This window comes from Exiguobacterium sp. s168 (assembly GCF_018619035.1).
In the GTDB taxonomy this organism is placed as follows: Bacteria; Bacillota; Bacilli; order Exiguobacteriales; family Exiguobacteriaceae; genus Exiguobacterium_A; species Exiguobacterium_A acetylicum.
In genome coordinates this window covers 24,574-46,799 of the sequence record NZ_JACSNE010000019.1, presented here as the reverse complement: position 1 = coordinate 46,799, position 22,226 = coordinate 24,574, and the positions used below count along the sequence as shown (strand labels likewise).

20 protein-coding genes and 1 pseudogene are annotated in these 22,226 nt (G+C 47.5%); 7 read left to right on the top strand and 14 right to left on the bottom strand.

Annotated features, from left to right (window positions below):
• Positions 1-16 precede the first annotated feature (16 nt).
• The gene (locus KNQ15_RS11500) at positions 17-1,456 is read right to left on the bottom strand and encodes a GntP family permease (protein WP_035398062.1); all 1,440 of its coding nucleotides are present in this window, start codon (positions 1,454-1,456) and stop codon (positions 17-19) included.
• Positions 1,457-1,696: 240 nt separating this feature from the next.
• Here KNQ15_RS11500 and KNQ15_RS11495 point away from each other — a divergent pair, with 240 nt between their 5' ends.
• Genes KNQ15_RS11495 through KNQ15_RS11485 form a run of 3 tightly spaced genes read left to right on the top strand, consistent with a single transcriptional unit; the run spans position 1,697 to position 3,453 of the window.
• The gene (locus KNQ15_RS11495) at positions 1,697-2,812 is read left to right on the top strand and encodes a GGDEF domain-containing protein (protein WP_214729566.1); all 1,116 of its coding nucleotides are present in this window, start codon (positions 1,697-1,699) and stop codon (positions 2,810-2,812) included.
• Between the two features lie 55 nt (positions 2,813-2,867).
• The gene (locus KNQ15_RS11490; RefSeq protein WP_214729564.1) at positions 2,868-3,035 is read left to right on the top strand and encodes a hypothetical protein; all 168 of its coding nucleotides are present in this window, start codon (positions 2,868-2,870) and stop codon (positions 3,033-3,035) included.
• Between the two features lie 13 nt (positions 3,036-3,048).
• Positions 3,049-3,453 carry a DUF350 domain-containing protein gene (locus tag KNQ15_RS11485; protein WP_214729562.1) on the top strand — a complete coding sequence of 135 codons (405 nt, stop codon included), beginning with the start codon at positions 3,049-3,051 and terminating at the stop codon, positions 3,451-3,453.
• A gap of 316 nt (positions 3,454-3,769) precedes the next feature.
• On the opposite strand, the gene KNQ15_RS11480 is transcribed toward KNQ15_RS11485, so the two are convergent.
• From KNQ15_RS11480 to trhA, 8 genes and pseudogenes are all read right to left on the bottom strand, one after another.
• Entirely contained in the window at positions 3,770-4,348 is a 579-nt protein-coding gene (locus KNQ15_RS11480) for a PBECR4 domain-containing protein (RefSeq protein WP_214729560.1), read from the bottom strand.
• Positions 4,349-4,728: 380 nt separating this feature from the next.
• Positions 4,729-5,028 carry a YolD-like family protein gene (locus KNQ15_RS11475; RefSeq protein ID WP_214729558.1) on the bottom strand — a complete coding sequence of 100 codons (300 nt, stop codon included), beginning with the start codon at positions 5,026-5,028 and terminating at the stop codon, positions 4,729-4,731.
• Positions 5,029-7,121: 2,093 nt separating this feature from the next.
• Positions 7,122-7,658 (bottom strand): annotated as a pseudogene (locus KNQ15_RS16935) (IS30 family transposase); the annotation flags it as partial.
• Positions 7,659-7,941: 283 nt separating this feature from the next.
• On the bottom strand, positions 7,942-9,111 hold the full coding sequence (locus KNQ15_RS11465) for a hypothetical protein (RefSeq protein WP_214729556.1): 1,170 nt from the start codon (positions 9,109-9,111) through the stop codon (positions 7,942-7,944).
• Positions 9,112-9,221: 110 nt separating this feature from the next.
• On the bottom strand, positions 9,222-9,482 hold the full coding sequence (locus KNQ15_RS11460) for a hypothetical protein (protein WP_214729554.1): 261 nt from the start codon (positions 9,480-9,482) through the stop codon (positions 9,222-9,224).
• A 21-nt stretch (positions 9,483-9,503) separates the two neighbouring features.
• Positions 9,504-10,202 (bottom strand): ribose-5-phosphate isomerase RpiA, encoded by a 699-nt coding sequence (rpiA, locus tag KNQ15_RS11455; protein WP_214729552.1) that lies wholly within the window; start codon positions 10,200-10,202, stop codon positions 9,504-9,506.
• A gap of 42 nt (positions 10,203-10,244) precedes the next feature.
• Positions 10,245-11,969 (bottom strand): M3 family oligoendopeptidase, encoded by a 1,725-nt coding sequence (locus KNQ15_RS11450; RefSeq protein WP_214729550.1) that lies wholly within the window; start codon positions 11,967-11,969, stop codon positions 10,245-10,247.
• 118 nt (positions 11,970-12,087) lie between these two features.
• A complete protein-coding gene (gene trhA, locus KNQ15_RS11445; protein ID WP_023467814.1) occupies positions 12,088-12,735 on the bottom strand; it encodes a PAQR family membrane homeostasis protein TrhA in 648 nt (215 codons plus the stop codon).
• A gap of 112 nt (positions 12,736-12,847) precedes the next feature.
• On the opposite strand from trhA, the gene KNQ15_RS11440 reads away from it, so the two are divergent.
• Both KNQ15_RS11440 and KNQ15_RS11435 read left to right on the top strand, forming a co-directional pair.
• On the top strand, positions 12,848-13,363 hold the full coding sequence (locus KNQ15_RS11440; protein WP_214729548.1) for a DUF1836 domain-containing protein: 516 nt from the start codon (positions 12,848-12,850) through the stop codon (positions 13,361-13,363).
• A 54-nt stretch (positions 13,364-13,417) separates the two neighbouring features.
• Positions 13,418-14,377, top strand: coding sequence for a DUF4003 family protein (locus tag KNQ15_RS11435; protein WP_214729546.1), 960 nt, complete (start codon positions 13,418-13,420; stop codon positions 14,375-14,377).
• A 77-nt stretch (positions 14,378-14,454) separates the two neighbouring features.
• Here the strand turns inward: KNQ15_RS11435 and KNQ15_RS11430 are convergent, their stop codons facing one another.
• The 4 genes from KNQ15_RS11430 to KNQ15_RS11415 form a co-directional block, all read right to left on the bottom strand.
• Entirely contained in the window at positions 14,455-14,733 is a 279-nt protein-coding gene (locus KNQ15_RS11430; protein WP_214729544.1) for a hypothetical protein, read from the bottom strand.
• Positions 14,734-14,794: 61 nt separating this feature from the next.
• Complete coding sequence (locus KNQ15_RS11425) at positions 14,795-16,552, bottom strand: EAL domain-containing protein (protein WP_353048915.1); 1,758 nt, start codon at positions 16,550-16,552, stop codon at positions 14,795-14,797.
• A gap of 31 nt (positions 16,553-16,583) precedes the next feature.
• Positions 16,584-18,218, bottom strand: a complete 1,635-nt coding sequence (locus KNQ15_RS11420) for an ATP-binding protein (protein WP_251137677.1) — start codon at positions 18,216-18,218, stop codon at positions 16,584-16,586.
• Positions 18,219-18,301: 83 nt separating this feature from the next.
• On the bottom strand, positions 18,302-18,733 hold the full coding sequence (locus KNQ15_RS11415; RefSeq protein ID WP_029341287.1) for a YaiI/YqxD family protein: 432 nt from the start codon (positions 18,731-18,733) through the stop codon (positions 18,302-18,304).
• Positions 18,734-18,857: 124 nt separating this feature from the next.
• Here KNQ15_RS11415 and KNQ15_RS11410 point away from each other — a divergent pair, with 124 nt between their 5' ends.
• The gene (locus KNQ15_RS11410; RefSeq protein ID WP_214729543.1) at positions 18,858-20,603 is read left to right on the top strand and encodes an ABC transporter ATP-binding protein; all 1,746 of its coding nucleotides are present in this window, start codon (positions 18,858-18,860) and stop codon (positions 20,601-20,603) included.
• A complete protein-coding gene (locus KNQ15_RS11405) occupies positions 20,600-21,481 on the top strand; it encodes an NAD(P)-dependent oxidoreductase (protein ID WP_214729541.1) in 882 nt (293 codons plus the stop codon). The genes KNQ15_RS11410 and KNQ15_RS11405 overlap by 4 nt, the downstream gene beginning before the upstream one ends.
• A gap of 51 nt (positions 21,482-21,532) precedes the next feature.
• On the opposite strand, the gene KNQ15_RS11400 is transcribed toward KNQ15_RS11405, so the two are convergent.
• The gene (locus KNQ15_RS11400) at positions 21,533-22,168 is read right to left on the bottom strand and encodes a DUF975 family protein (protein ID WP_214729539.1); all 636 of its coding nucleotides are present in this window, start codon (positions 22,166-22,168) and stop codon (positions 21,533-21,535) included.
• Positions 22,169-22,226 lie beyond the last annotated feature (58 nt).

Here is a 22,226-nt window from a genome sequence, read left to right as displayed (position 1 = left end):
CCCCCTTTTAAAATCCTTAATACAATCCAGTCAAGCTATACAATCCGATCATCAAGAAGACCGTCACTGTCTTGAGGATCGTAATCATGAAGATGTCCTTATACGACTGACGATGTGTCAGTCCCGTGACGGCAAGTAACGTGATGACGGCACCGTTATGCGGTAATGTATCCATTCCGCCGGACGCCATCGAGATGACGCGGTGCATGACTTCCGGTGGCACGCCGCCTGATGTGATCGCTTGCGTGTATTTATCCGACATCGCACTTAACGCGATCCCCATCCCGCCCGATGCGGAACCAGTGACACCGGCAAGCGTCGTCGTCGTGACAGCTCCGTTGACGAGTGGGTTCGTGAACGTCTCTGAAATCCCGCTTGAGACGGACTTGAATCCTGGTAATGCTGCGATGACGCCTCCGAAACCATACTCAGCACCTGTATTCATGACCGCTAAGAGCGCGCCACCGATACTGACATTGAGACCAGCTTGGAAATTCGTCTTGATCTTCGGGAAGTCATACAGCATCGCTGCAAGAATTCCGATCAACAACGCCATTTGCACGGACCAAATCGCAAGAACGGCGGGTGTCTCAATTTTTCCGAATGCCTCTAAACCGATTGCTGAAAAATCAAATCCTTCCGGATACCATTTCGGAATCGAAAGCGTGAAGACTTTGTTCATGACAGCAACGAGGACGAGTGGCACGAAAGCCAGGACTTGCCGATAGACTGGTTGACGATCCGTTTCGAGCGTCATTTCTGGTTCGTTCTTCAACTCCATCTGCGGTGCGGCACTTGCCGCCGTCGCTTCGAATCCAGCATAACCTTCACCCGCTTGATGCGCTTTTTTCTTGCGTGACTCGAGGTACCACATCCCGACGACTAAGATGAACAATCCACCAACTGTTCCCATGATCGGGGCAGCGTAGATATCCGTTTTGAAGAACGTCGTTGGGATGACGTTTTGAATCTGCGGTGTTCCTGGTAAGGCATCCATCGTGAACGTGAATGCACCAAGGGCGATTGTTCCTGGGATGAGGCGTTTCGGGATATTCGCTTCGCGGAACAAGTTCGCTGCAAACGGATAAACTGCGAACACGACAACGAACAGGCTGACGCCGCTATATGTAAGAATGGCGCCGAGTAAGACGATGGCAAGAATAGCACGCTTCGCACCAATCATGCGGATGATCGTCTTCGCGATCGACTCCGCGATACCGGACATCTCAACGACTTTTCCGAAAATCGCTCCGAGGAGGAAGACCGGGAAGTATGCTTTGATGAAGCCGACCATCTTTTCCATGAAGATATTCGAGAAGAAAGGTAACACCCAGTCCGGGTTCGTCAGTAAGACAGCGAACAAGGCACAGATTGGTGCAAATAGGATGACCGAAAAACCACGATAGGCAACGAACATCAATAAGGATAAGGCAAGAAGAATGATGACGAGTTCCATAAGTAGATCTCCTTCAAATTTAGTAAACGCTTTCATATCGCTTCTTCATCATTTAACAACGCAGTGTCGAGGAGGTCAATTACATTTCGTAAAACCATAAGTACAGCTTATAGAAATCATAAGTTCACATTATAGACACAATTGTATCAGATAGATTATTTTTTCAAGTAACAGGAGTTAGTCCTTTTATGGCGTATGTCTTTTAAGTAACGTACTTTTATTTGAAAGGATGGACAGTTCATGAAAAGCATCCTTTTTGACGTCTTGCATAACGTGACGCTATTAATGGCTGGTTTCTATCTGCTCGGAAAACTATCGCCAATCCCGATCACCCGTGACTCCCCACGGCTGACCCGCGTGTTGTATGGCCTTGCCTTAAGTGTCATCTCATTACTACTCATGCAGATGACGATCGAAGCAGCGCCTGGCGTCATGGTCGATTTGCGCCATATTCCGGTCGTCGTCGCTGCCTACTTTGGTGGTGTCATCCCGACAACGATCGTGACGATCGCAATCATCATCTATCGCTTCAGTTTGGGAACGAATTTAGCAGCCTTCACCGCATTCGGTTTTATCGTCGCCGTTGCTTTAGGAACGAGCTTAATCGTTCGCGAGATGCCACCCTATGCAAAACGAACATTCACACTCGTGACGCTCTACGCGACGGCTTTACACGCTCTTGTCTTGTGGATCGTCTTACCGGAACAGATTCTTCTACTTGAAGTGATGACAGTCGTCATTCCTGCATCATTCGTCAGTAGTTGGCTCGCCCTGCTGATCATCCGCGATATTCGGTTGACCAAACAATCACTACGGATGCTTCGTCAGAAAGCGCAACTTGACTTTTTGACGGGATTAAATAATTCACGCGCCTTCAATGAATACTTCACGGATGTCAAACAGCGATTGATCCTGAACAAACAGTCCATCGTATTATTGACGATCGATATCGATCATTTTAAACACGTCAACGATACGTATGGTCATGAAGCGGGCGACGAAGTGCTACGACAGTTTGCCAATCGACTGCGCGACGGAGTGGCAGAAAGCGGGTATTTATCCCGTAACGGCGGTGAGGAGTTTTCAGTCCTGTTCGAGGGTGTTCCGCTTGCTGAAGTTCTGCCTTTAGCAGAGCAATTACGCGAACGGATCGCTTCTAGTCCGTTCCGACTAGCGACGACAGAGCTACCGCTCACAGCATCGTTTGGTTTAGCCGCGTACGATGAGACGACACTACAAATCGACGATCTTCTACTGGATGCGGATGCTGCCCTCTATCAGGCAAAGCAACAAGGACGGAATCAAGTCGTCCTGTTTTCTCCTAATGCAGAATCTGCCGTCAGCTTTCAAGAATAACGATGGACGCCACCTCTGAAATCCGCTACCTTTAAAGAAGAGGTAGGTGATTGGCATGAAGTTAGCAAAAGGTCCCTATATCCTGATCGGTCTTCTCTTAGGACTCGTGTTCGGATTCATTGGTGACAACTTCTATTTGTATGTATCAGCAGGCATTCTCGTCGGAGCACTGCTTGAATTGTATGTCGCATACGAACAACGCAAAAAAAATAAAAAATCATGATGGAGGTACCAACATGACATTCAGTGACTTATTCCTCTCGACCCTTACGTATATCGGTGTCGCGACCGTACTCCTTGCAATTGGTGTCGTCCTGTTCGAGGTAACGACGAAATCAAAGGAACTGGAATTAATCCGTAATGGTAAGAAAGCAGCCGTTTATGCATTCGGTGGACGTATTCTCGGTCTTGCCATCGTCCTCTATTCGAGTATCTCGAACTCCGTCAGCATTCTCGATATGGTCTTATGGGGTGCACTCGCAATCGTCTTACAAATCGTCTTGTTCTATCTCGCGGATTTACTAATCCCACGTTTAAGCATGACAAAAGAGATTGATGCGAACAACGAAGCAGTCGGCTTGCTGCTCCTCTTCTTATCGATTTCGATCGGTTTGATCATTGCTGGGTCGCTTACATATTAAGACACACGAAAACAGCCCTGGATCATTAGGATCTAGGGCTTTTGCTTTTCAATTATCCTCTATGTATGATCGTCGATTGTGTGTCAGATCGCCCTTCATCCAAATATGAAAGAGAGGATTCGCCGAGGTTGATAGAGTGACGACGGTCATCCTATTTAGAGACATTCGTATAATGTCCAGACATAAGATTTGTCGTTCACCTCTTTAGGTGTAAAGTTCCAACTTAACTGCAACGGGGGGGGGGGGACGATATATCCTTAATAATCAGCACACTATAAAAAGTAAAGAGACGCCGAATCGACGTCTCCATAACATATCATTTTTCCATTTCTGTGTTCTGTTCGATGATCGTATGTCCGTTGACGCTCACAAGCTTTCCGCTTGCATGCTTCGGATAGGTGCTCTTGTTTTCGAAGAACGTTACCGGTGCGTAAAAATCTGAATTTTTCTCCTTGCGTACCCCGAAGTAGATGTAATGCCCGAGCGTCTGATCAAAGAAGAAGAACTCGATGTCACGCATGCTTCCCTTCGAAGTACCCAAGCCACACTTTCCTTCCTTCAGAAGTTCCGGCAAGAGTTGGAAGCATTGAATTCGCATCATCCATTTCTTCGATTTCTGTGCATCCAGCTCTTCGAGCATCTCCATCGTGAAGCTGCCATCGAGCATGCTGCGGTACAGGTTCTCCGCGCGATATGGCTTGTCGTTTGACTGGATGATGTGTTGCAAGCCAAGCATATGCTTCAAGTTACCTTCGTCAAACTTGATGCGAAGCGGGGAGCTTTTGTGACCGATATCGATTTGATAGATTTTCCGCGCGAACAATTCTTCGTACATTTGCGCGAGTTCTTGTAGTGTGACGTCCGGGTTGAACGTCGAATATTTATCATTAGTCATGATCATTGACCTCAATTCGTTTAATTTCTACGCAAAAAGAGTGACCCCACATCAGCAGAGTCACTCTCGAGAATTAAACGTAAGGTACGACTGGACAATCACCAGCCGGGATGATCCTCAGTATTGTTTTTCAGCGCGTTAGACGTGCTGCCCCTGGGCGGGTCCGGACAGTACCTGTATCCTTCTATAGTCATATTACCCGATATCACGGTGGAAAAACAACAATTTTGTTTGTTTTTTCTCCGATTACGACAATTTCTTCTCCGATTCGGATAAAATCATTGTCGATTGCAAACAGGAATTCCGCGTCTATGGGAAATAACCTTGTATGCAGCGGGGTGACTAGAATACTTTAGATACTCCGATCATCTGATCAAACCTTACTTTTCTTCTTGATAGTTACTCTTGCGTAGCGTGATGGTATCCGCCTCGTAGTCGAGCTTCTCAACGTATGCATCGAATTTGAATTCGATTCCGTTGCGATGCGCGACGATCCGGAGGAGTCCTCCATTAAAGATTGCATCATTCAGTACATTTTCAATTTGTGGATTTAGTCGCTCATCGTAATTCGGGACATTCAGTTGATGTACTTCCCGATAATACTGTTTGAGCATTGCTTTGTGTTCCGGCATCAAGAACGGAATCCATTTCAAGTTTCCGAGGTCGACGTATCGCATCATTATGAATCACTCCTCTAGGCTTCGAAAAAACAAGGAACGTTTGTTCCTGTTGTATACCCCGGATTTATGATCCGCAATCCCGCTCTTCACAACGGGTACCTCGTCGAGAATGGCGTCGGCACCGCGTTAACTTGTACCTTTAGTATGATGGGTCTGGTTGTTTTATGCATGTTGGCTCAGCGGCACTCAGACGACGTCTCGCCCGTTTACAGCCGATTAGAGTACGATATGCACCCGTTTTGATAGATTTTTGCAGGAATTCGCTCGTTTTCGCTCGATTTCTGCACGTTCAGAAAAAAATGACGATTGTTTTTGCGTTGAATAGCTTTGCTTCAGTCGTGTGATCAGGACGAACTGAGCGGGTCTCCTTCGCGTGTAACGATAGGAGCACTTAATATATAGGGAAAATAGGAGATTTTTTAAACATCAATTTTAATTTTTTGATTTTCATAAGCATACGCCAACGTTGATGAAGCGGAAGCGCACTCTCATGCGCATTCATTAATGTTATTATGAAGGCGATTTTCTAGCTGACAAGCATAATCGAAAAATACGTGAAATTTTAGCGACAGGTGGCCTACCTGAAGCCGTTGATAATACATGTGTTTCATTGTACTACATACAATAATTTTGTGGATGTCGGACAATGTCTTGCGAACAGATAACGGAACGCACCAAATAGCGGAATTACGTCCTTGTACGCTCAAAAAAACAAGCCTTTTTCGACGGTCATCGTTTGGACGAATTGATCCGTCTCGAAATAAAATAAATACTCCAATCAAACCGAGTTAATGCAATCCATCCACGAGTACATCATAGATTGAATTATGACAGGTTCGCGAACTGTATTCGACTCACTGATGAACAACGTCGAGTAAACGTGGAGTGTGATCCGCGTCGAGTTTCGTTGGTATTGCTGGCATCATCGAAAAAAACGAAGTAACCGGTTAAACCGAACATCCTCAACACGAAATATCGCTTGCATATGATTCCTCGAACAGTGTATATAGAAAAGGAATCTGCACGAAAGGTGTCATGATGAAGGAATTTGCCACCGGCCAGCTGAACCGGCGGCGCCTCCACAAGAGATATTTAGAGCATATATGAGAACTGTGACCGCGAACGGCTCGAAATACGATTCACAGTGAAAGAGTTGTATGATTGTGACGAAATCGAAGAATCCCGATTCGTAGCAAAGTGGCTCCGCGGCTTTAACGAACCCGTTGATCGGAATTCGCTGCTTGTTCGTCAGCCGGTCAGGTGCGATTCGCATTTCGAAACGAATGCAGATGCCGGACTGGGAACTCGAAATGAAAGGCCGCCGCGTGACCCAAATGGCTTGTCACCACCAGTACCACCTCATCGAAACCATTAGAAGTTTCAAAGTCAATATACTTCGCAAACTTTCTGAATATCACGCTCAGACGTCCGAGCAGTCGAGAAAAGGTGTCTGAGGGTTTCCCAGACGAGTACTCCCTTTTCTCCATGTATTCTATACAGCGCCATTCTGAAAATATGCCACTTATACAATATCTTTTTTGGGAAAATGAGCGGATGCATCGGGAGCGTCGACTTTTCATTGATGCATGCTCTCCTCGTGTACGTTATTGTGTCATGATATTCGAATAGGCGCGATGTCATTCGTTGTTTTCGGTGGTATATCGAAAACGAAAATGAGAGTGGAAACGTTGGTATTGCTAGAAAAAAGCTATACCTGAACTGGAACAAAGTATGCGAAACCGTACTCTCTCTACAACCGTACTTGCGAAAAATGCGATAAAAAGGACATTCGTTGACGAAATAATGTATTGGAAGCGCCGTCTTTTGTTCGATACCTGATTTCTCGTCGTACGTTATTTGATGTTCGCGACTTCGGTCGTACTTTTTTTTAAGCCGATGAAATCCGCTGCCGCTTGCCTCGTATAATAGAAGAGACACCAAGGAACGCGGTGATCAATCGATGGACTGGAGTGGATAGAGATCAAAGTACAGCGGAAGACGGGATGAAGACGTTGTTCACGTATGGATTCGCTCGATTGACGAGTAAGAACATCAATGCCATCACGAAGATGGTGAAGTTTCTCCGCGAGGTCGGGACGGAGTATGATTTCCGAGTGTTCCAGACTCAGTTCTGTCGGGTTGATCATTCCGAAGTTCGTTCCCTTTGGAAAGAACTCACGGAGAAGACCATTGGCATTCTCATTGCTGCCACGTTGCCATGAAGAATAAGGATCTGCGAAGTACATCGGGATACCGAGGGAGTGCTGTATCCGTTCGTGACAGCTAAACTCCTTACCACAATCCGTTGTCATGGTTTGAAACGTTCCCGATGGGAAATAATCATGAAGTGTACGGATGGCGTGTTCCATCGAGTGAGAAGAACAATCGACCATCGGTAGTACGATATAGAACCGGCTTTTGCGCTCAATGAATGTCGCAACACGTGCCTTTGTCTGTCCTCGTCCTGATACGACAGTATCCAACTACCAGTGTCCGAAAGTCTCTCGACCCCGGACGTCCGACGGACGTTTGCTGATCGAAAGCCCGCTGTTGAAGCGACCTCTTGTCTCACGTGGCTTTTGACGCTTGCCTTTTTGTCGCAAAACGCCCAAATCGCTCATAATGAATCCTCCGTTGAATTTGGTGTGGTAACTCTATTCTACACGAGGCCGTTATGGGTCTTTTCGTGTCTTCAGCTAGGTGTTGCACTTAATGTTACAATTCGTTCCATAAAAAACACCCCATAAAAGTTGAATTTTTATGTCCAACTTTTATGGGGCAGTTTGAAGAGCGTTTCTCTTATTTCTTTTTCTAGTCGATCTCTTGTTTCAAGGCTTCATAGGCAGTGACGGACTTTCCAGGTCTTTCTTGCTGACCGTGATTGTCACGTTCCAATCGGCGCTGTTCGCTAAGTCATCCTTCAGTCGATCCAGTGCTTTCATCTACCGTTTCCTCCTCAGTTTGTTCGGTTGCACGACTCGCAAGCGGAATGTTATCTAATGATTCGATGACATATCGGCACAAAAGCATTTTTCCGGTTCGTTCGTGCTGACTATCGTCAGGTTCTGAAACTACTTTAATGTCATTCGAACATTTGATCAGAAATCTCTTGGAGCGTCTCGCTTCTTCAAATTGATTCATATGTTCTGAAAACTCATCGGTGTAATCGACTCTTAGTTCTAGGAGTGGCTCTTTGGTTTTCCAATGTTCTTCTTTCAAAATCTTTCGTTCTAAAAAGTATTGATTGCTTAGGATGCGGAAAAGCAACGGAAGGTGAATCCATTCCCCCTCCTTGTTGTCCAAATATCCAATCTGGATCGCCTCGTCTGACGTGACAGGTTTTTGGATAGATCGTTTTCTTCTTGGATGAATCGCTTCCGAAAGATTGCCTTGATCAGTTGTACAGGTCAAGAGTAGTCCTGGTCGGCCACTATTAGTGTTCCTGAATAACTTGGTAGTTAGCGTGTATTGAGGAAACCCTCTGTGATTGGAGAGGTAAAAGCTCTTGTTGATTGCGTTCTCGTCGGCAACATCATCTGATTCGAACTTCAAGTCGTCATAGTCATGTAAGTTGCCTATCGAATTTAAAAGACTAAAGCTGTAACTAATATTTGATGCTGTTCCCATCCCGTTGTTCGTCAAGAGCAGAGCACTCGGATTGTGGATCGCATCCAACCTTTCTGTATCATCAAACTGCGCCTTATGCGAATATGGAGCGATTAAAGGCACGAGGAACTGTTTCTTTTTGAGAGTCAAGAAAGGTCCTTTCTCGAAACGGTATCGAATGGCGTTCGCTTCAGCTTCGTCGCTAGCGACTTTCAATGCATCTTTTGCCACATCAACAGAATTTTGTGCTGAATCGGCAGAACTTTGGGCGTTTTCTTGTGCTGATTGAGCTATCGCAAGGGATTGCAGGTTCACAAAAATACCAAGCGAGACGAATGCCACAGTTCCGATACCGAAGATGATTTCGAAATTCCCAGGGGACATATACAGAAATACAGCCGTCAAAATGATAATGGCTAAACCAATAAGAATGATAGTAGCGTTTGAAGCTGTATCGAAATTTTTAATTTTTTTCAATAAAGAACACCTCTAGTTTTTCCTAATCATACCAAACATGCAGAGAAAACAAAAAACGATGACCTTAAGTCATCGTTTCAGATTGTAGACAAGGCTGTTTTCATGTTCTTTTATTTTTCAAGCTCCTCTAGCTCCGTCCGCGAACGTGGGAAACCATTCGCTTGCCACTCGGCTCGATAGATCGAATCCAGTTTCGTCAATCCGACCTCATCTGGGTCCTTCGCAGCATCTGGACTCGGGTCCTGATCGAGATGCGCTAAATAGTCGCGTAACACATCTGTCTGTGTTCCCTGTTCCCGCTTCCTGAACAACAATAGACTCGCACCGGCAATGACACCTGCTCCGAATAAATACCGTTTTTTCAAGCCCATACGGTTTCCTTCTTTCTTTTCTTAAACCAACCCACCACCGTCACGCAGGCGAGGATGCGCGATGCGTTTGACCTTTCCCTCTTCGACCGTCAGGACATGATCAGGTTGTCGCTCGAAGTAACCGGTCTCAAGCACTCCAGACCAGCTCTTCACTTCTTTTGCGAATAATCGAACGTCCGAAATGGCTGATACATCAACGTCAAGAATCACGTGACCTCCATCTGTAATGAAGGGACGATCGTCTTTCAGCCGCAACGTTGCGGAGACATGCTTATCACGCAACCGTTGTCGTACATACGGTAAGGCAAACGGATCCAGTTCAACCGGTAACGGTCCGCTTAAATGATGGACGAACTTCGAGGAATCGGTCAGATAGAGCAATTCGCGACTCATCAGGGCGACAATTTTTTCACGAAACAATGCACCGCCACCGCCTTTAATTGTTTGAAACTGACCGTCGATTTGATCAATTCCGTCAACTGTCACATCGATTTCCATTCCCTCTTCCAGATCAATCAATGGGATTTGTAACTGATCAGCAAGCTTTACCGTCGCAAGCGACGTCGCCACGCCACGAATCTGTAGTCCAGCCTGGACGAGTGGACCAAGCGCCTTGATAAACCGTTCCGTCGTCGAACCCGTTCCAAGACCCACTATCATTCCATCCTTCACGTAAGTTAGTGCTGCCTCAGCGACTAATTGTTTCTCCTGTTCATACATCCGCATCCCTCCCTACATTTCTGTTCCCGTTTCGATTCGTCTTCAATCGACGGAGAGAGAGGATTCCGTTAACGTCAGGTACTGCTCAATTGCCTGGACGAGCGGTTGCTGGGCTTCCATCCAAAACGCGACAGATGTCGGATCAGCATCGAGATGACGTTTAACGATCTCATCGATCGTCGCTTGACCGGAATCATGCATGACCGCTTCAAAGACTGCCGAAAATTGACTCGGATCCGCTTGAACCGTCTGATACAGACTATTGCTGAGCAGATAACCGATCGTGTAGGGAATGTTGTAGAACGCAAGATTCGGATTAAACAAGTGACTTATGTACATCCATTTATATCGTGCCGGTTCAGGCAATACCGGACCGTAGGCTAACCGTTCTTCCTCTTGTAGGAGTTCACTTAACCGTTCGGCACTGACCGTCCCTTGCTGACGTTCCGCATAAAACCGTTGCTCGAACCGGAACATCCCGGGAACGATGCTGGCATATTTCAGTCCTTCCCGAATCTTGACTTCAAGCAAAGCAAGCACTTCCTCGCGTTCCGTTGTCTCTTTGATAGCAGCATCGAGCACTAGATTCTCCATGAACGTCGAAGCTGTTTCCGCGATGCTCGTTCCTTTGATTTGATTTAAATACGGTTCGTCTTGCAGTAAATAATTATGATAGGCGTGACCGAATTCATGCGCGAGCGTCGCGACGTCCGGATAACTGTCGCGATACGTCATGAAAATCCGGCTCTCCTTGGCAATCGGGAATGCGGCACAGAATCCGCCTTCCGCTTTTCTAGGACGATTCTCTGCATCAACCCATCCCTTACTAAACACGTTTTCAGCAAAAGTACCGAGTCGCGGATTCAATCGTTTGAATTGTGTCGTGACGATGGTCTCTGCCATCTCAAACGGAATGTGACGCGCGGAACGATAGGTGTTCGTCTCAAAATCATGCCATTCTCCCGTCACCCGATTTGCCTGGGCAATCTTGCGAGCATAATAGGCGCGAAAGAGGTCGCGGTGTTGATCGAGTGCTTCCATCATCGCTTGTAGGCTCGCTTCCGAGATTCGGTTCTGCTCCAGCAACTCGGTCAATGGTTGCTCCCAGTTCCGCATCTTGTAGGAGTGCAATCTGAAGCCGGCAATCCGGTTCAAGATTGTCGCAAACAGGTCAGCTTCCTGTGCACACGCGGTATCAACCGCTGTCGCTGCCGCTAGACGAGCCGAACGGTCAGGTGCGAACATCGCTTCGTGTAGCCCTTGACCGATCGTGACCTGCTTTTTATCCAAGTCAACGCGTAATGCCATGAAACGCTGTTTGTAGAGCTGCCCCCAGCCTTGGAACCCATCCACACCGAGATCCTGTAACAATTGTTCCTGCACTAGTGATGCACGACGGGACTGGATGTCACGGCGTTCGTTCAAGAAAAAGGCGTACGGTGAATCCGTGACGAGCGCCGACCAGTCTTCTTGTGACAGTGCGGCGATCTTCGTATCGAGTGCTGCTGCCTCACTGCGCACCATCGCTTGTACGATTTCGATTTCTTCGAGCAATGAATGGACTTCTAAGCGCGTGACATCTTCAGCGTACAGACAATAAATGAAGTCGCTCCATTCTTCGACGTCGCGCGCGACTTGCTGATAACGCTCGACCTGTTCTGCCACATTAGCCGGATGTTTCGTCAACGCGGCTTGTATCGTAGCAATTCCTGCTTTGACATCATCAATCGTGTAGAGTGTCTCTAATTGCCATCGTGTGTGTTTCATGCTTTTCCTCCTATGCGTGATCTATTCGTTCTTTCATTCGTGAGGACACTCGACTTCTCCTGTATTTTCCATCAGACACAAAAAAACTCCTTCAGCCATTGACTGAAGGAGGACATCCTCATAAGACGAAGAAGTAGACACATAGGAAGTGCGCTAGGCTACCCAGTAGTACGAAGATATGGAAGATTTCATGGAATCCAAGATGTTTGAACGATAAGATCCGTGGCTTCAGCCCATAGATGATGCCACCAATCGTGTAGAAGATACCACCAAGGAACAATAATCCGATGCCGAGCGGTGATAAAACTTGCGCAAGTGGTGTGATCGCAAATACCATGATCCAGCCCATTCCGATGTAGAGCGTCGTTGATAACCAACGTGGACTGTTGAACCAAACCAATTTGAAGGTGATTCCAGAGACTGCAATCAACATGACGATGCTGAACAAGACCCAACCAGTCGGACCGTTCAAACTGACGAGACAAAACGGTGCGTAAGACCCGGCAATCAACAGATAAATCATCGAATGATCCAACCGACGCCAGATCGCGATCGCCCGGTCGCTCGCAAGCACCATATGGTAAGTCGCTGAGACGGCATAGAGCGCCATCATACTGACACCAAAAATAATCGCTGCAACGATCGCAAGTGATGCCCCCCGTTCCAACGATGCCTTAATGACAAGTGCCAGTAACCCGACAAAAGCAAAGACAGCCCCTCCAAGATGCGTTAATCCATTAATCGGTTCTCTCATATAAGCTTTCACTTTCGTTCCTCCCTTGATATGTAGTTTCGAATACTACATGGCGTTATATACGTATTCTATCATATGATGGAGAAGTTGAAAGTCCTATTTTAGCGATTTTGGAGGTTTTTTTATGACACATTCTGATGACACGAGACACGATCGTCAATTACGGCTCGAAGATATCCCGAATATCGATCTCTATATGGATCAAGTCATTCAACTGTTCGAGCGGACATTCGAGGAAACGACGCGAAGTGCAGACGAGACGATTTTGACGAAGACGATGATCAACAATTATGCCAAAAAGAAATTATTCTTTCCGGTCACGAATAAAAAGTATACGAAGGAGCATTTGATTCTGATCAGCTTGATTTATCAATTGAAAAGTTCGTTTTCGATCAATGATATCAAGACGATTCTCGCGCCCTTGAACGAAGGAATCGAACAGGATCAACTCGATCTTGAAGGGTTTTATCGCAATTACCTCGAACTGACGGAACGAAATACAGCCCGCTTCGTAACGGAACAAGACGCTCTAACCGCCTCGACGACTGACCCACTGGAACAGATCTTAGCGATGGCTCATATGAGTAACTTGTACCGGCGCGCAGCAGAACAATTGATTGACACCCAACTGAAAAAATAAGATAACGCTTTCACTGCGTGATACACTAGAAGAAAAGGCAGAGGAGGAACAGTCATGGAGATCGCGACGACTTTCTTGCGACAGCTTGATCACATCGGACCAGAATTCAGAACCTATCAGGATGGTATTCTGATCGAACTGGCATTCGACCGAACAATCGGAACGGAGCAGGTTTCCGCAAGTGTGTTGCTTGAGACAGCAGATGACTTGAAAATACGCTTGCATACACAAACCACCCAGGCATTATTACTTGCTTCGAAGATTCATGCCTTTGACGCCCACACACCGAGTCGGATTGCTGAGATGATGTCGATTCATGGCTATTTTAAATCGCATCGCTTGTCGCATCCCTTGAATGCCTACTCTACTGCCCTGTTCATCAGCCGTCTTACTCCACAGGACGCGGTACTTGAACGAACGGTACAATTATACACACGCCTCAAAAAACAACATCGGTTCATCGTGTCACCGCTATTGATCTCTTTCGTCTATTTTCACGCTACGACACGCGGTGAGTTAGACGAACTCGCCTCGCGTATCGAAACGGTCTATCAACGACTCAAACGACGGTTCGGACGCGCTCAACAGACGTATGTCGTCGCCTTGATATTCGCTTTATTGCCTGAAGACGATTGGGATCGCTATATCGCACAAGTGGAGGCATCCCGTAAGATACATCGTAAACACCATGTTCCGCTGTCGTTCCACGGCATGCTTGCGTTACTCGGTGATCCAAACGTTCACGCTTCGTCACTCGAACGGATGGCAGAGGCGTTACGCTCCGATTTACATTTTAAATACCGGAAGGACTTAGTCTATCTGACAGCAATCCGATTGTATTTAAGTCAACAAACGATCCTGCAACAACTCTTCCCATCTTCGATTCTCCCACCGGACGGCGCTGACGCGATTCCGTTCTTACTCTTCCCTATTGATTTGACCGACACGTCCCATGCGACGGACGGCGGGATCGACGGAGGATTTGATGGTGGTGGTGACGGCGGGGGCGAGTAATCATTCAAGAACAATACAGCAAAAAGGGCAATCGACGCGTGGCATTACTGCCGAACGTCGATTGCCCTTATTTATAGTTATTCTTTATCTTGCTGGTCTTCATCAGACGGCTGGACATCGCCATCTTCATCTGAAGCATGGGACAAATCGGGTGCTTCTTCACTCGAAGCATCGTCATCTGGTCGTTCTGTTTTCTCAGCATCTTGTTCTTGCTCTTGGTGCTTCGATTCTTTTTCCTCTTTTGAAGATTCCGGTACATTCGTATGGTCTTGCGGATCACGTCCGGCAATCTCATCCTTCGTCATACGGTTCCCTGAAGTAATCGGATCCGTCTCTTTATCGTGTTGATTCGCCATTTGGCATCCCCCTTAAAATGTACTTGTTCCACATTTTAAAGTATTCCCGACTGAAGAACGATTAAACCTCGGCGTGCCCGCGAACAATGTCCTCGATGAGTAATTGGTCAATTGGCTGAGGGTGATGTACCTCATAGCCTTGCACATAAAGGTCCTCATCCAGCAGTTGAATCTGTTGGAGTTGAGACGCGGTCTCAACCTCTTGAATCACGAGCACGATGTTCAGCACAGACGTCAACGAATGAACAGACCGAATCATCGAGCGCTCCAACTGATTTTGGACGAGGCGACGCGTAAAGATTGGATCAAGCTTGACCGCTTGAACAGGTAAACGCAATAACGAATTGAGTGATGCGTAATGACTTCCAAAATGATCGACGGTCAAACGATAGCCTGCTTGACGCAATTGTTCCAACCGGTTGATCGCAAAACGGCGACGTGTCTGCAGTACTTCTTCCCGAATTTCAAGAATGAGTCGTTCATTCGGGAAGTATGACTCCTCTGTCAGTCGGAGCAACTCGGAAAATAGTTGATCTGACTCGAACTGATTCGCCGACAGATTGACGGCGACGGAAATCTTACGACCAAACGTTTCTTCTAAACGACGTTGATCCAAGATTGCCTGACAGATCGTAAAGCGACCGATGTCCGGGAAAATTTCCATCTTCTCGGCAATCGGAATGAAATCCGTCGGACTGACGAAGCCAAGCACTGGGTGGTTCCAACGTAAAAGCGCTTCAACCGCGACATAATGTTTTTGTTTCGCATCGACGATCCATTGGTAATAAAGTTCGAACTGCCCTCGTTCCAGTGCATGCGACAACTCTGATTCAAGGACCGATGCAAATGGATGTTGCTCCGCATTTCGGTACGGATTAACGAACGAGGTCCGTCGTTTCCCATCGTGTTTGACCTGTTGCATCAGCGCTTCTGCTGCGTAAATTTGTGTTTGACGGCTTGCCATGTCACCGGTCAGGAGACTGACGCCAGACGAAGCCGTCACGTGAATCGGTTCATCTGCGACACCAACGATCGGTTGCTCAATCGCTTCCGTGACGATACGGGCATATTCTTCTGCATGTTGCTCGAACTCCAGATCCTGTTCGAGTGCTGCTAGGACAACGAATTCATTCCCGTCCATCCGCCCGACGACATGGTTCGGTAAAGGAACATACTTTAACCGGCTCGCGATTTCACGCAGTACTTCATTCCCTGCCCGGTATCCGTGCGCTGCATTGATTGCATGAAAGCGGTCCAGGTTCAACACCATCATGAAAGCGGGATGAATCGTCATACTCGAAATCAATCGCTTCATATACCGTTCGTTGTAGACGTCTGTCAGTGCATCTTTGATGACATAGGTTTCGACGTTGATTGATTTACTGATAATATCCGCGTATCGTTCAACGAGCGCAACATCCTGCTCCTTGAAGTCAAATGGCTGATCGTCAAAGGCACATAACGTTCCGATTTTCTCGTTCTCCGCGTTTTTGATCGCCACCCCTAAAAAGCTACCGTTTCCAAGTGCTTTCGTGACCGGATGATTAACCGTCAATGGATCATTGAGCAATTCATTGATCGAGACCTTCCCATCCGTCTCATCGACGACCAGCTTACAGAGGACATGTTGGAAGACATGGGTCGAGCCTTCTTCGATCAACTGACGGTCTTGGTTGATTGCTTTAACGACAAAATTGCTGTAAGAATCGTTTAATGCAAAAAATAATGTATTGACGCCGATTCGTTCACTCAGTTTTTCAAGAATTTCTTCGACGAGTGGATGCAAAGCTTCATAACGAATGTGTGAGTTATTATTCACCGTGTCTTCCTCCTTTCTGGTTCTGTCGTGGTCATACGTCAACTGGAAGTTGAATGATGAAGGTACTACCTTTTCCTTCCGTCGATTGAACGGAAATCGCTCCTCCATGATCGAGCACGATCATTCGGCAAATCGCGAGCCCTAAGCCGGTTCCGCCGATTTTACGTGTATCCGAATTATCGGCTCTATAAAACTTATCAAAAATGTAAGGTAGGGCTTTCTCTGGTATACCGAGCCCTTCGTCCGAAATCTCAATCCGTAATTGATCCGATTGGTTTGACCCTTTGATCCGGATTGCGCCGCCCTCAGGCGAATATTTTATCGCATTCATGATTAGGTTCGTAAACAGTTGCTTCATCTTCTCACTGCTGGCTGATACCGTATAGTCTCCTGATTCGAACTGAACACTGATTCGGTGTGCCTGACTCGCAAGATCAAACATCGGCTTCATCTCGAATATCAACTGTTTCAAATCAAGGGGTTCTTTTTGCGTGCCCTGCGTCGAATCTTCCCCTTTCTGAATTTCCAGGATATCATTGATCAATTCCGCTAATCGAACGGTTTCCGAATGAATCGTCTGCAAATACCGCTTTTGGCGCTTCGGATCGACTTCTCGTTTCATCAGTAACTCCGTAAAGCCCATGATGGAAGAGAGCGGTGTCCGCAACTCGTGCGATACGATCGAGACGAACTCTGCCTGTTTAAGATCGAGTTCCTTGTCTTTCGTCACGTCGCGTAAGACGAGCATCATTCCCCATTCGACGTTCGCGATCGCAATCCGTTCAGCGTAGGCACTGAGTAATAAGTTCCCACGAAACGCCGAGAGTTCGATTGTTTCTCCCGGAATATCCCCGTTCATTAGTTGACCGATATAGTCATGAAGTGCGTCCGGCTGATCGACATGCTCAAACAGCGACGTCGCCCGTTCATACGCATGACGGAATCCTTGCGCTTGATTGACGAGCTTCGGGGGAAACATGTTCAACAATGCTTGGTTTGCATAAATCTGTTCTCCGCTACTCTCGATATATAGGACAGCTTCCCGAATCGAGTCCAGTAGCTGATACGTCTTGATTTTTTCATGCTCCATCTGATGGAACAACAGATGGCGCTCAAGCGTCATCCCGAGTTTTCGTGATAGATCAAGTAAGTCCCCGACTTGCTCTAGATTGAACTGAGCGAAGGCATGACGAACATAAAGCAATCCGACGACTTGTCCGTTGCTTGGGGACTGGACCGGGATTGCCGACTCGAACTGCTCACTGATTGGCAACTGAACCGATTTACGCATGACGAACGCCCGACGTAAGACCGAATATTGATCGAGATCTTTTTCGATCAGCTCCATCTCGTCGATGCCTTGCGCGACGAAATGATTCAATTGTTCACGACGGTACAAGAGGATGGCACCTTCTTTTACATCGAGCAGTTGCAACAGAATCGTCAGGACGGTCTCACAGGCCGCTTCGACATTTTGTGTCGCTAGCGCTTCCATGATTTCATTACGTTGCTTCAATTTCAGTTCGACTTCCCGTAAATTCTGTTGTAACCGATTGATTTCACGTTGATCGAGTGAAGTGAGTCGTGCCTCAGCTGATGCCGGAACCGTTCCTTGGCGCAATCGGTAAGGACGGTCCTTCGAGTGGTCGCGTAAAATTCGTTTCAACGTGCATCCTCCTTTCTGAATTCATTCCTGTTTCAAATTATAGCATGGTCCTTGCTGTATCAACAGTTCAAGTACATTCTTACTTATATGATGGTGTGCACTAATGCACGAAATGCTTCTTCAAATGCCCGATCCGCATCACGTGTCCGTTTTTTCGGTCCTTTCGTCCGTCCACCGGCTCGTCGGATTTGTTGTCCGACATGCCGTGTATGAAGTAATAAATCAATATTATCGTTCGTGAACTCACGACCGTTTTGGTCCATTGCGAGTCCTCCTCGCGCTAAGACGAGTGCTGCTAAACCGTAGTCTTGGGTCACGACGAGATCGCCACGTTTCATCCGATTGACGATTGCGTAATCGACAGCATCTGGACCTTGTCCGACCGTAATCGTCGTCGCCCCCTCCCGCATCATCTGGTGTGCTGTATCACAAACTAAAAAGACGTCACGTCCCTGTCGGTGTCGAACGACGAGATCGACAACGGGACATCCGTCCGCATCTACGAAAATAGACATCTGCATCCTCCCTTGTTGGTTCCACTATCAGTGTCACAAACCAAAAGATTTCTTGTCAAGTCGCGTTTCCCATTTGACCGTTTCTTCGTTCTTTCGGACAATGGAAAAGAGAGGATGTGTTGAAATGAACGCTGCGACGTTCCAATCTTTTTACCTGTTATTGAAAAAAACGAAACCCCCGGTCGGATTATTATCCGCCGCTGTTTCCGTCTCCGTCATCCAAGCACTGGCTGCCCTCGCCATTCCTTGGTTCTTAAAGACGTTGATTGACGGTTTTACAGTCGATCGACTGACTCCGCATCTGATCAGTTTGTTCGTGATCGTCTTTGTCGTCCAAGTCGTCGCGAATGCTTTATCGATCTATTGGTTACAGATCGTCGGTCAACGAATCGTCGCTAATTTACGGACACTCCTATGGAAACACCTGTTGACCTTATCGATTCCGTTCTATGATGAGACGAAATCTGGTGAGCTTGTCTCCCGACTCAACAGTGACGCTACGACACTCCAGCAATTGCTGTCGGAGCAACTCGTCCGCCTGCTGACATCACTCGTTTCGATCATCGGAGCGATCACGATTCTGTTCTTCCTCGACTGGCAGATGACACTCGTCATGGTCATCGCTGTACCCGTGACGCTACTAATCATCATCCCGCTCGTGCGGAAGTTGCATAAGATATCTCGTGAGACTCAGAAGGAACTCGCGGGATTATCCGGTTTTTTTGCCGAGATGCTCGGTGAAGTCCGACTCGTCAAATCGCAAGCGACTGAATTCTATGAGCTCGACCGTGGGAAAACTCGCATTGAGAATCTTTATGGCTATGGCGTCAAGGAAGGACGAATCCAAGCCCTTTTGTTGCCAATCTTTAACGTCACCTTGACGACGATGTTGATCTTGATCATCGGCTTTGGTGCCTACCGCGTCGCGACGAACCAGATCACAGCAGGTGAACTCGTCGCCTTCTCACTCTATTTGTTCCAAATCATGACGCCACTCGTGACGATGACTGAATTCATCACGAAGTTACAGAAGGCTCGCGGGGCGACAGAGCGAATCATCGAGCTTCTCGATGAGACACCGGAAGCACCTGGAACGCTTGTTGCGCCGCGTCCGTTTACGGACGTCACGGTCGATCACCTATCATTCGGATACAATGAGACGCCCATCCTACAGGATGTCAGCTTTACGTTACCACGCGGCAAGACGACAGCGATCGTCGGTCCGAGTGGATCCGGGAAGACGACATTATTCGCGATACTGGAGCGATTCTATCAACCGACATCCGGACAGATTCGACTCGGAGATCAATCCATCGCTAATTTAACGCTATCGTCTTGGCGCCAAGCGATCGGTTATGTCGCCCAAGACTCCCCTGTTTTATCGGGAACGATCCGTGACAATCTCGTCTATGGTCTTGCGGAAGACGTCAGTGAAGACAAAATTCGTGAGGCTGCACGGATGGCGAATGCCGATACGTTCATTGAACGTTTTCCAGAGGGGTACGCAACTGAAATCGGGGAACGAGGTGTCAAGTTGTCTGGTGGTCAACGCCAACGGATTGCGATCGCACGTGCACTCCTCCGAGATCCGGAAATTCTATTGCTGGATGAAGCCACGTCAAGCCTCGACTCCGAGTCCGAGCGGGTCGTTCAGGAAGCACTCGAGCGATTGATGGTCGGACGGACGACGTTCGTCATCGCTCATCGTCTCGCGACAGTTCGTCATGCCGATCAAATTATCGTTCTTGAAGATGGTCGGATTTCCGGCATCGGGACACATGATCGTCTTGTCGTCGACAATCCATTGTATAATAAGCTCGTAACGCAACAATTCATCGGCACGGAACGTGCAAGGGGGAATCATGTATGAAGACAGTCGGTTTCATCGGATTAGGTGTCATGGGACAAGGCATGGTCCGCAATCTGCGCAAGGCAGGTTTTACAGTCAAAGGATACAATCGTACGAAAGAAAAAGGACTTGTCCTTGAAGCAGATGGTGTCGAAATCGTCGATACGATTCAAGACGTTGTCACGGATGTCGACGTCGTCATCTCGATCGTCGGTTATCCGCAAGACGTCGAGCAAATCTACTTCGAAGACGGAGTCCTCGACTATGCGTCACCCGGAACGATCCTGGTCGATATGACGACATCTAGTCCAGCTCTTGCAGAACGCATCGCGCAGGAAGCGGCAACACGCGGTCTTCAGGCACTGGACGCACCTGTCACAGGTGGTGACCTCGGTGCGAAGAACGGGACACTCGCTATTCTCGTCGGTGGTGAAGAAGCAGCGTTCGCGCAAGCGAAGCCATTATTCGAAGCGATGGGAAAATCGATTTCACTCTTCGGTGGTCCTGGTAAAGGACAATCAGCAAAACTCGCGAACCAAATCGCAATCGCCGGCTCAATGATCGGAACAGCGGAGATGCTGTTGTTCGTCACGCGGTCCGGGATTGATCCGACGCAGTTCATCGAGACGATCAAATCTGGTTCTGCCGGTAGCTGGAGTCTTGAGAACTTGATTCCGCGCGTCATCGCTGAAAACTACTCACCTGGTTTCTTCGTCAAGCACTTCATCAAGGATATGCGCCTTGCGCTCGAACGAGGAGCTGAGATGGGCATCGCGACACCTGGTCTCGCACTCGTCAAAGATCTATATGAAGAGCTTGCAGAGCTCGGTCACGCCGATTCCGGTACACAAGCGCTTTATCTGTTGCTCGCCGAACGTTCACGCGCTTCGGTGGAATAAGCAAAAGCCTGTACGCTACGTCTACTGACGTAATGTACAGGCTTTTTTCGTTCATCCCTCGATGGAGGATTGACGTGTTGGTTTCAAGCGTTCATAGAAGTGTGCCATCGTCGTATCGAAGTATGGCGTCAAGAAGATGACACCGACAGTACTAAGTAGTGCGAGGATGCCCCAGCCGATGAAACTCAAGTAAAGCATGATCAGTTCACGCTTATGCCCTTTCATCATCCGACGACTCTCACCGAGCACTTGCCAAAACGACAATTCCGGTCGGTCGACCAAAATGTACGGGACGAGGCGATACGCTAGATAAAAGTACAATGCCGGTAAAATCAAAAATGATCCGACATACACCAATACCGTCACGATCGCGTAAGCGGCAATCGTCCGGAAAGCACGTCGAAACGAAGAAAATCCTTCGAATAACGTTCCGATGCCGGCAGACTCCCCGCGTGTGAAGCGTAAGTAAGCAATCGTTCGTCCAACCGTCACCGGAGCAAGCACGATCGTTACGACCATGTTCAGTCCGATGAAACGGACCATGCTGTCGATGTCATCTTGGTCAAAGGACATCCGGCTTGCTGCAAGCGCAAAGATAAGGAAGTAGATGATCGAGATGCTTAGCCCGACCAGCCAACGTCCTTTTAGTGTACCAAGGGCGTCTTGTTTTAATTGTTTAGGGTTCATGTCGTACTCCTTCATTTCCACTATTTCCATCTTTGATTCTAGCGTAGTCCCGTTGAAA

Bases quoted from the DNA above. Each gene is read 5' to 3' on its own strand.
- KNQ15_RS11500 (WP_035398062.1), bottom strand. From the start codon at position 1,456: ATGGAACTCGTCATCATTCTTCTTGCCTTATCCTTATTGATGTTCGTT.
- KNQ15_RS11495 (WP_214729566.1), top strand. From the start codon at position 1,697: ATGAAAAGCATCCTTTTTGACGTCTTGCATAACGTGACGCTATTAATG.
- KNQ15_RS11490 (WP_214729564.1), top strand. From the start codon at position 2,868: ATGAAGTTAGCAAAAGGTCCCTATATCCTGATCGGTCTTCTCTTAGGA.
- KNQ15_RS11485 (WP_214729562.1), top strand. From the start codon at position 3,049: ATGACATTCAGTGACTTATTCCTCTCGACCCTTACGTATATCGGTGTC.
- KNQ15_RS11480 (WP_214729560.1), bottom strand. From the start codon at position 4,348: ATGACTAATGATAAATATTCGACGTTCAACCCGGACGTCACACTACAA.
- KNQ15_RS11475 (WP_214729558.1), bottom strand. From the start codon at position 5,028: ATGATGCGATACGTCGACCTCGGAAACTTGAAATGGATTCCGTTCTTG.
- KNQ15_RS11460 (WP_214729554.1), bottom strand. From the start codon at position 9,482: ATGGGCTTGAAAAAACGGTATTTATTCGGAGCAGGTGTCATTGCCGGT.
- rpiA (WP_214729552.1), bottom strand. From the start codon at position 10,202: ATGTATGAACAGGAGAAACAATTAGTCGCTGAGGCAGCACTAACTTAC.
- KNQ15_RS11450 (WP_214729550.1), bottom strand. From the start codon at position 11,969: ATGAAACACACACGATGGCAATTAGAGACACTCTACACGATTGATGAT.
- KNQ15_RS11440 (WP_214729548.1), top strand. From the start codon at position 12,848: ATGACACATTCTGATGACACGAGACACGATCGTCAATTACGGCTCGAA.
- KNQ15_RS11435 (WP_214729546.1), top strand. From the start codon at position 13,418: ATGGAGATCGCGACGACTTTCTTGCGACAGCTTGATCACATCGGACCA.
- KNQ15_RS11430 (WP_214729544.1), bottom strand. From the start codon at position 14,733: ATGGCGAATCAACACGATAAAGAGACGGATCCGATTACTTCAGGGAAC.
- KNQ15_RS11415 (WP_029341287.1), bottom strand. From the start codon at position 18,733: ATGTCTATTTTCGTAGATGCGGACGGATGTCCCGTTGTCGATCTCGTC.
- KNQ15_RS11410 (WP_214729543.1), top strand. From the start codon at position 18,858: ATGAACGCTGCGACGTTCCAATCTTTTTACCTGTTATTGAAAAAAACG.
- KNQ15_RS11405 (WP_214729541.1), top strand. From the start codon at position 20,600: ATGAAGACAGTCGGTTTCATCGGATTAGGTGTCATGGGACAAGGCATG.
- KNQ15_RS11400 (WP_214729539.1), bottom strand. From the start codon at position 22,168: ATGAACCCTAAACAATTAAAACAAGACGCCCTTGGTACACTAAAAGGA.